The organism is Enterococcus sp. CWB-B31 (genome assembly GCF_020567645.1).
Lineage (GTDB): Bacteria > Bacillota > Bacilli > Lactobacillales > Enterococcaceae > Enterococcus_L.
Map to the genome: position 1 here is coordinate 638333 of NZ_JAJDJW010000001.1, position 9665 is coordinate 647997.

The window sequence follows — 9665 nt, forward strand, 5'->3', positions numbered from 1 at the left end:
AAATTTTAAAGAGCAGGATGAATAAGATACAATACTTGAAAAAATAGATTTTAGTTAATATACAATAGAAGCGAGCATGATTTCAATCTAAGAACCAACCTTTGTTTTGGTATGCTGTTATTTCAACCGAATAAAAAATCTAGGGAGGGATTTTTCCTTCTAGATTCGATATTATTTTATGGAATTCTTTTCATCAACATCATTTGACAATAAACCTAAATTTACTAAAAAAGAAATTTTTAATAGAATTGATGGATAAAAACTAGAAAAAAATTTGAGTTACGCTTACACTTTAGTAGGGGAAAAATCAGAAATCAAGGAGGTTTTTTTTAATTAAAAATGAAGATTCGGCAAAAAAGTGAAGAATATTTAATCTGATTAAATAGGAAAGGAGACAATTACGAGCAGTAAAAAAATAGGAATGATAAGATGATATAACCAGTATTTTTCAAATGTATTCTGGTGAAATACTTATCTTGTTTTCAGGAAGACACAACTAAAAAACTGATGTAAGTTCAGTTTTTTAGAGAACTTATACCAGTTTTAATTTAAAAAAAATAAATAACACTATCAGTCAATTAATTAAAAAGTTAATTGATAAATATTCTTGTATCTAGTTCTTCCAAGAAATAAAAAATAGAATAAAAATATATATCTTTTGAAAAATAAATGTGATTTTTATAAATTTAACTATACTCTAAATTTTAGTCATAGTAAATCTTAAAATCAATCAATTTTTTTCAATTTTTTTGATAAAACATGAAAAAAATGAGAATCTTTTTTGTTTTCATAATATATTTTTATTGTGGTTGTACTTTTCCAATACTTTTTGAGCCGTCAAAAAATCAGTCAATATTAGGAGTGAAGGAGCTTGTCAAGAAAAGGTGAAAATATTTATAAAAGAAAAGATGGACGATGGGAAGGCAGGTATAAAAAATCAAGAAATAAAGAAAATCGTCTCATATATGGGTATATCTATGGTAAACGATACAGTGAAGTAAAAGAAAAATTAATTAAATATCAATCGGAATTTATTGACAGTAATAAAACTATTTATTCAGGAACTACTTCTGAATGGTTCACTTACTGGCTTCATAAAGTGGTTAAAAATAGAGTAAAGCCTTCAACCTGGTCAAGTTATGAATCAAAAATTAGAAATCATATTATTCCTTTTCTAGGCAGAAAAAAATTGAACCAGCTGGAAAGAACCGATGTTATGGCACTTATTGAATTTTTACTATCCCAGGGCTACTCTATTAATATGGTTAAAACTATTTTGACTATCTTAAAGAACAGTTTGAACTATGCTGTTGTTAACGGACATCTAAATAAATATCCTTATAAAAATATTGTACTTCCTTCTATTAAAAGAAAGGGTATTCGGTCCTTGTCTGTAGAAGAACAAAAGGCACTTGAAGAAGCCGCCTTTAGAAATACCTATTATTCAGCTGTAATCATCAGTCTGGCAACCGGGATGAGGATTGGAGAGATAAGCGGGTTAAGGTGGGAGGATATTGATTTTACAAGAGAAATTATTTCTGTGAATCGAACTCTTCAGCGAATTCCAGACCCGGATAATCAGAATACAACGATGATTATTATGGGAGAGCCAAAAACAAAAAGTTCACTACGTAAAATTCCACTGGCTGTAAACCTCAAAAATTACTTGGTAAAACTAAAAAAGAGCAGTTGTTCAGAGTATGTTGTTTCCTGCTCTGAAAGCTTTACTGAGCCCAGGGTGATTAATTATCACTTCAAAAAACTTCTAAAGTATACCGGTATCAGAAATATCAACTTCCATTGTCTTCGTCATACATTTGCTACCAGATGTGTAGAAAATGGAGCAGATATTGCATCATTAAGTAAAATACTTGGACACACGTCCATTAAATTAACACTGGATACCTATACGGATTCATTTTGGGAAAAACGAAAAGAAGCAATGAATTTGATTGACTTGGAACAATTTAACAGAAGCAAATAAAACTGATTTTAAAGCCGTCACTGTTTTGGTCATATCTGACAGGAACTCCTGTCAGATATGCAGAAGCAGTGATTTTTCTTGGAAGAACTAGTTCCATGACATAATTATACTATCTAAACGTAAAAAAGTATTGCAGGAAATTTTTGATGTTATGGTGTATTGCTAGATAACTTTTTAAGAAAATATACATCAAACAGAAATGAAGTGAGGAGGAATCAGTATGTACAACATAGGGATAACCCAACCGGTAGAGGAATTTGAGCGTACATATGTCGAGAAGCTTGGCAGAAATCAGTACAAATTAGTTACAGTAGATGTGAACAACATGGATACGATTCTTTCAGATCTGGATGGTGTTCTTTTGAAAGAAAATGAAAAGAATTTAAGTGAAACGTGCGGCATCATAATGAAAATTAGAGAACGATCAAATTCATTTATTTGGGTATTGTCAGAAAAACCAACAGCTGTTCAAAAAGTTATCTATCTTCATTTAGGTGCGGATGGAACTTTTAGCAATGAAAATGAACCGGAGGAGATGACTCTGACAATAAAAAATCTGCTGAATCGTCAAAAAAAAGCAAGCGGAACAGAGAATGATAAACCACTGGATTCAAAAGAGGAAGTACAATCGGGGGCAGTTAGTCATTTCAAATTGTTGCCGAATAACTTGAGTGTCCAAATCGGTAAAGAGAGGACAGAAGTTACGTTAACCCGCCTCGAATTTAAACTATTGTCCCTTCTGTATGAGCATCAGTCTCAAGGGCTTTCTTATAAAGAAATTTATGAGAATATTTGGGACGATGCTTATAAAGGGTCCAAATATCGGGTGGCAAATTTGATTTTCCATTTAAGAGAAAAACTGGAATTGCAGAATGTTAGCTCTAGCATTATCAAAACGGTTCGATCAAAGGGCTATATGCTGAGCCTGAATTAAAAAGAATTATCTTTTAAAAGTAATTCGTAGTTTCTGGGTAATTCAGCTGCACATTGATAGTTGTTTTATGAATAATTTGGTTTCACTTTTTCTGCTATCACAAATTTAGATCATCTTACTATAAGACTGGGACAAATAAATAATCACGTATACCAATATCAAATCGGATTTATTCTGGTAAAGAATAAGAGGTATGAGAGGAAAGTGTTCCAGTGGATTAGAAGGATAGAATTGGATAGTCAGAAAAATGAAATATAGTGTGCTGTCCGACACACACAAAATAGAAAAGGGGAGGAGTTGAAAAAATATGAAAATCGGGAAAAAAAGTTTGACAGCTGTTTTGTCTATTGCACTTACAGGTTTAGTATTCCAGTGGACCTTGAGTACTCCGATTAAGGCGAATGAAGAGGCTGTTAAAACTGAAATAAGCTCCAGCGGAACAGATTTATTGCAGCAGGATATGTTACCAACAGCAGACAGCAGCATGCTGAGAAATGATGTGGAGAAAGAGCAGACAGAAACTTCTCAAACTCAGGAAGAAGCTGAAAAAGAGACAGAAGAAAGTGCTGTTTTTCCGGTGGAGAAGAGAGCAGTAAATCTGCTTGCAGCCGGTACGGCAGAAGTCACGGACTGGCAAACATTTGTTGAAGCCTTAGCTGATTCAAGTATCACAACGATTTCATTAGCAAATGATATCCAACTTACAGGCACACTCAATAACTATGAAGGTCTGTTTGATAAAGATTCTGTGAATCTTGCTGCCGGCAATGCTTTTTTGTTTGTCAGCAAGGCTGCAATTTCCAGATCACTGGTTATTGATGGAAATGGATATACCTTTGACTTTGGAAATTTAGCAATCGGCTTTACAAATGCAGCAACGAATACTTCTAGTTACTGGGATATTACGCTGCAAAACATTACGGTTAAGTCTGTAAATCCTTACGCACCATTTTATTATCCTGTGTTGCCTCAGGCAGAAGCTGGAAAAGGTATGACGTCTTATTTGAGCAACTCAAGACTGACCTATGGTGAGAACTTTGTTCATATTAAATCGGTGAATGACATGATCACATTTTTCTTGGCTTACGCAAATCGCAGCGTAACGGAGATTAATTTAGCGAATGATATTGTGTTTCCAGCAGGAACAACAAATCTAAATTATCAGTTACCGAACATCAACAATGTTGCAACAAATATCTTTACCACTAATAGTATGAGTAACTCATCTGGCGGAACGACCTTCTTATATACCAATGTCAGTGGTGCGGCAAGAGCATTTACTCTTGAAGGTAATGGCTACTCCATGGATTTCGGTACAGTTACTTTATGTACTCTTAATTCTACGTTAAATGATGGTAGTGGTTTTAACTTACGATGGCATCAAACCTATCAGAATATCAATTTCTTCCATGGAAATTATTGGGGACCTATTGAAATTCAGGATTTAAGTGATGTATACGAACGTGAGTGTTGGCAGCGTTTTGTGGATGTTACCGATTATGGAGCACAATTCGTTCAGGCAGAAGCCTCTACACTTTATTTTGGTGGAAATATCCATCTAGAACAGCAGGAATATTATCGCTCAGTTGGGAAAGATGGTAATCCATTGAGATCAGATGGGGCTAACTATGATGGTAGTACCGATTTTTCTTACTGGCGAGTGAATAACAGCCGTAACCAAACAATTGGTGTTTCAAATGTAACCTTTGAAGATGATTCTACAATATTTCTTTCTTCAATCGGCGGGGTTGTTGTTGATTTATGGTCTGGCGGAGATATGGTAATAGGAAAAAATGTTCAGATGGACGCAGTTAGGAATGGTCCTGAGACCTCTGGAGAAGGTACCGCAGCTGTATTTAGTTTAAGAGGTGGAAGTATCTCTATTGGTGAGGATTCAGTGGTCAATTTAACCTCGAACCATACTAGTCAGCAAGCAGTTATCAGTCTTAATTCCGCTTCTGCTGCAATTGATGTCAGTAAAGGTGCAGAAGTAAATATTTTACAGACTGCTAATAGTACAAATGGGAACGGAAATACTCAAAATGCTATTTATATGGGTGGCGGGTCCATTAATGTAAATGGCGCTTTGAACGTTAATGGGACCAATATGGGAAGTTCTAACAGCCACATGATTTATTCCAACAATAATGTATCATTTGTTATTGCGAGGGAAGGTACACTTGATATTCAAAGTGACAGTACTTCTAATGATCAGCGCCTTATCTATATGGGCGGATCAGGCTCGACCTTCCAGTTTTCAGATGCTGAAAGAGTGAACTTACAGAGAGTATCTACACTAACAAATGGTACCAGTACAAATAATGGTTTGATCTATTCTGGAGGAAGTCTAGAAGTTTCGGTACAAAATGTTTTTCAATGGAATTTGAATAACATGAGCGGCGGGACAACAGCAGACACCGGTTACGATTTTGATTATGTACCAATGTCAAGTATGGTACTTCGTTATGGGAACAGTTATAATCCAACGATAACCTCTGCCAACTCTATGACAAATGCTACACTGAACAGCTTTAAGGAAAACTTTACAACTCGAGGACAACAGCGTGTGCTGTTTACCCGAATTCCAGATCCAAATGTCTCCATTCATAGTATCTCGAATGATAATCCAGATGATCCGGGTTCGTATACAGTGTATGGGTATGCAGTTCCGGGCACCTACATTCGACTTTGGGAAGAAGCACTGAACGGGACGACTTCCGCAAAAGAAAAAGGGGTTAATGATACGATTGAATCACCCGTTGAAGATACCGGAATGGCGCAGGAAACGCGGGATAACTTTACTGTTCAGGCGGACAGTGACGGCAACTGGTCGTACACAATCAGCTCTGGAAATTATTTCACTGCTGGAAATGTCATCCATGCGTATGGGTTCGCCAATCTGAAATCAGAAGAACCGACACAGGTTGTTTTGGATAAGACGCCGCCTACAGCTACACCGGTGACTTTCTATATCAGTCAGGGAGATGATCTGCCTGATCCAAGTGCGTTCGTGAAGGATGCAGCGGATACCAGTCCAATCAATACCGGCTTTGATTATGCCTATACGGATGAAGCAGAAGCTGAGATCCAACGAAACACTGTAGGCACACACACCATTAAAATCAATGTATCGGATCGGGCCACAGATGCAGACGGCAATGCTGCACCGAATACAGCAGTGATTGAAGCGACATTAATTGTTTATGAAAAAGCTTCAGGTATTACTGCCGATGATTTAGAAGTAGCTTATGTCGATATTCGAGACCTGACAGATGCAGAATTAGCAGCATATATTCTGGCGAACAGTCAGCCGGAAGCATTTAATATTGCTAATGGTACGTTCACTGATTTAACAGAGTATGTTCAGGTTAGTGATTTTGGCGGTTTGAATGAGTACGGTAATTTACAACCGGATACGCCGTATGTGGTGACGTTAACGGTGCCGGCAAACGCAGAAACAGGGTTGTCTACGCCATTAACAACAACGATTCAGGTCGTTGTCATCAACATGGATGCTGTACTGACCGTTCAGTTTGAAGATGAGAGCGGAACAGTATTATCCGGCTATACCCTGACAATTGGGGAAGGTCAAACCATTGATACTGCTTTAAATGTGGGGGATGTGATTGACTTAACCAGCAGTGAGTTCCAAGCGGTTCAGGATCAGCTGACAGCGCTGGAAACAGCAGGGTATGAGATCAGTGTGCGACCGGAGAATGAAACCAATTTCTCTATTACAGAGACTGCACAAACGGTGACCTATAAAGTCACAGGGCAGCTGTTTCTAAAATCAGCCCCGTCAACCGTTGACTTTGGCAGCATCACGTACAATGCGAAGGTGCAGCGGGTAGACAATCCAAGCACCGATGGTGATTTGGTAGTTACAGATACTCGTGCCAATCAAGCCGATGGCTGGACATTGTATGCCGCATTAACTACAAACATGAAAAATGATGAAACAGGTTCTGTAATGAACGAAGCGCTTTGGTATGTGGACAGTGCGGGAGAGGAAATCTCTCTAACATTGGATTCCGGCAATCAGCCTATTTATACCAATGCCTCTGGCGGTACCTTTGATGTTACTGGCACATGGGGCGATACGTCAGCAGATCCTGGATTGAAATTAGTTGCAGACCCAACTAAAACCACGGTGTCAAGTATCGGTACCTATTCTGGTGTAGTGACTTGGACAATCATGGCTGGACAACCGTAGAAGGGAAGGAAAAAAATGAATATAAGAAAAGCTTTCCTCCTGAGTCTTGCCCTGTTCCTGGTTGGTATAGCTGGGTTCTCGCCAACTGCACTGGCAACAATGGGTGCTGGAGGGCAAGTCAACAGTAAAGGACAAATTACATTTTATGAGGGGACTATTGAGTCCTCAACGACAGAGCCGTCAACAACAGAATCATCACTACCGGAATCATCGACTGCTGAACCAACGCAAACTTCCAGCAGCCGTGCAGCAACAGCAACAAAACCACAAGGAGGAGGAACCCTTCCCAGCACAGGTGAAATCGTACAAAAGTACAGCTTGATGGGAGCAGGTCTAATCGCGGCGTTGATCGCCTTCCTTCTCTTCCGTCGGAGAAAGAAGGAGGAGCTATGAAACTTATTACTTATTTCAAGTGTTCGCTTGCTCTGCTTCTTTTCGCCGGTATGACGGCAGCTGTTGGAGAACAGGCCTGCGCCTCCAGTCTGGACGGCAGTGGTTCTGTGAATGTGGTAGGTAAGGACATCAGTCCGCCTGTTGATCCGGAAAAGCCGGGGAACGAAGTCAATCCCGGTGAAGGACCATCCACCACCGGTGATCTCAGAATAGACTTCGTTTCCAGTCTGAATTTTGCGGCGGCTGAAATCACAGAGACGAATCGAACGTATGATTCATTGGCCCAGCTGTTTCACAGTGATACGGCTGCTCGCGGGTATTATATCCAAGTGAGTGATTTTCGTTCGGAACCCTCCGGGTGGTCGTTAACCTTGTCTCAGGATACACCATTTACCAGCTCGATCATTCAAACACTTGAGGATCAGAGCTTAAAGGGAGCAGTATTGTCTTTTGGCAATGGTTGGGCAAACTCGGCTGGAAACAGTCAAACGCCAACGGTTAGTCGGGATACTCTGGCAATCAACGAAATGAACACAGCGTATACCGTGGCAGTTGCTGGAAGCGGTCAAGGGAAAGGCGTTTGGACGATTGCCTTTGGCGCATCAGGTGAAAATACTTCGAATCAGGAGAACACTCTGACTGCGTTGACGGATAAAAATGGCAATGCCATTATTGATCCAATCTTTAACAAGCCCAGCTACAGTAATTCAGCGGTATCATTAAGCGTACCGGAAACGATTAACATTTATCCGGTTCAATATACCACCACATTAACGTGGAGTTTGGAAGCTGCACCAACAGAATAAAGCAGCACTTAACATTCGGCAAATTGGAGTCATTCCATTTGTATATATATCACACAAAATCTAGGAGGAACAAAAAATGAAATTAAGAAAATTATGTGCAGTAGCGTTAGTAGCAACAATCGGAGCAGCAACAGTAGGATCAGCAGCAGCAAGTGCTGACGAAAAGTCACTAGATTCACGAGGCACTGTAGAAGTTGTCGGAGGTAAAATTGATCCAAGTGGTCCAGATAACATCGTCGATCCAGAAAACCCAGAAGGACCTGGGATTGATCCAGAAACACCAGGAGTAATTCCAAATCCAGAAGAAATCAGTAAAGGGATTATTGCTGTATCTGATTTAGATTTTGGTCAAATTACTGTTGGTACTACTTCAGCAAATGCTGCAGCTCTTGAATTATTGGATGGAACAAACACACGTGGTAACATCGTATCATTTGGTGATGTGACTGGTTCGTATACTGGGTATACAATTACCGGTGAATTGACAAGCCAATTTACAAACGGCACAACAACGCTTGATGGCGCATCAATCACATACACAAACCCACTATTGGCATCATCAGGAACAGGAACAATTGCAGCAGCAGTTCCGGCATCCGTTGTATTGAGCACAGAAGAAGGTGCACAAACATTTGTTTCTGCAGCAGCTGGCGAAGGAAGCGGTCTATGGACATTGGAATTTGGTCAAAGCGCAACTTCTGAAGCAGGTACTCCTGGAACAGATGCAAACTCTGTGCAATTGGCTATCCCTGCAAGTGTTGCATCTGCAATGACTTTGGATACTTATAATGCAACAGTTACTTGGACAATGGGTGCTACTGCATAATAAAGAACCATTAGTTTTATGTTTTATTGGGGTAAGCTGGTAATTATTTACCAGCTTACTTTTTCAATCAATGTATATACATAGAACACGTCTCTTGTTTTCACTATAAATAAAAATGATGAGGATAATTATAATGAGAAAAGACTTTGGAAAAAAGAATGTAAATAATTTTTTTAAGGTGTTCATCAGTTTCTTTCTGCTGAGTTTCACAGTGGCGGCAACGAACATAACTGCTTGGGGAGCAGAGGAAGCTGCAGAAGGGGAATCCCCTTCTGCAGCAGGTTTTACTTATAGTCTTGAATTTCCGGAAAATCAACTAAACACGAATCTGGGCTATTATCAGCTAATGATGACCCCTGGTCAGGAACAGACCCTTTCTGTTATTTTTAGTAATCCAGGCTCAGAAGCAATCACTGTCAATCTGGCATTGAATGGCGCCAAAACCAATAAAACAGGGGTTATTGAATATGCCAATCGTGACATTGAAAATGATGCATCATTGGCTTTCG

At 39.1% G+C, this 9665-nt stretch carries 7 protein-coding genes; all 7 read left to right on the top strand.

From position 1 onward, the window contains the following. Nucleotides 1-871: 871 nt before the first annotated feature. Complete coding sequence (locus LI954_RS02685; protein WP_229443454.1) at nt 872-1984, top strand: tyrosine-type recombinase/integrase; 1113 nt, start codon at nt 872-874, stop codon at nt 1982-1984. Nucleotides 1985-2204: 220 nt separating this feature from the next. Then, nucleotides 2205-2918, top strand: coding sequence for a winged helix-turn-helix domain-containing protein (locus tag LI954_RS02690; protein WP_229443456.1), 714 nt, complete (start codon nt 2205-2207; stop codon nt 2916-2918). A 307-nt stretch (nt 2919-3225) separates the two neighbouring features. After that, a complete protein-coding gene (locus tag LI954_RS02695) occupies nt 3226-7131 on the top strand; it encodes a pectate lyase-like adhesive domain-containing protein (RefSeq protein ID WP_229443458.1) in 3906 nt (1301 codons plus the stop codon). A gap of 15 nt (nt 7132-7146) precedes the next feature. Then, complete coding sequence (locus LI954_RS02700; RefSeq protein WP_229443460.1) at nt 7147-7524, top strand: LPXTG cell wall anchor domain-containing protein; 378 nt, start codon at nt 7147-7149, stop codon at nt 7522-7524. Continuing rightward, a complete protein-coding gene (locus LI954_RS02705; RefSeq protein WP_229443461.1) occupies nt 7521-8330 on the top strand; it encodes a WxL domain-containing protein in 810 nt (269 codons plus the stop codon). The genes LI954_RS02700 and LI954_RS02705 overlap by 4 nt, the downstream gene beginning before the upstream one ends. Nucleotides 8331-8406: 76 nt before the next feature. After that, nucleotides 8407-9156: a WxL domain-containing protein gene (locus tag LI954_RS02710; protein WP_202069435.1), complete on the top strand. Its 750-nt coding sequence runs from the start codon at nt 8407-8409 to the stop codon at nt 9154-9156. A 133-nt stretch (nt 9157-9289) separates the two neighbouring features. After that, the coding region (locus LI954_RS02715) for a WxL protein peptidoglycan domain-containing protein (protein ID WP_229443463.1) at nt 9290-9665 on the top strand (376 nt) is incomplete at its 3' end.

Excerpts from the sequence above, each read along its gene's own strand:
- LI954_RS02690 (WP_229443456.1), top strand. The coding sequence starts at position 2,205 with ATGTACAACATAGGGATAACCCAACCGGTAGAGGAATTTGAGCGTACA.
- LI954_RS02695 (WP_229443458.1), top strand. The coding sequence starts at position 3,226 with ATGAAAATCGGGAAAAAAAGTTTGACAGCTGTTTTGTCTATTGCACTT.
- LI954_RS02700 (WP_229443460.1), top strand. The coding sequence starts at position 7,147 with ATGAATATAAGAAAAGCTTTCCTCCTGAGTCTTGCCCTGTTCCTGGTT.
- LI954_RS02705 (WP_229443461.1), top strand. The coding sequence starts at position 7,521 with ATGAAACTTATTACTTATTTCAAGTGTTCGCTTGCTCTGCTTCTTTTC.
- LI954_RS02710 (WP_202069435.1), top strand. The coding sequence starts at position 8,407 with ATGAAATTAAGAAAATTATGTGCAGTAGCGTTAGTAGCAACAATCGGA.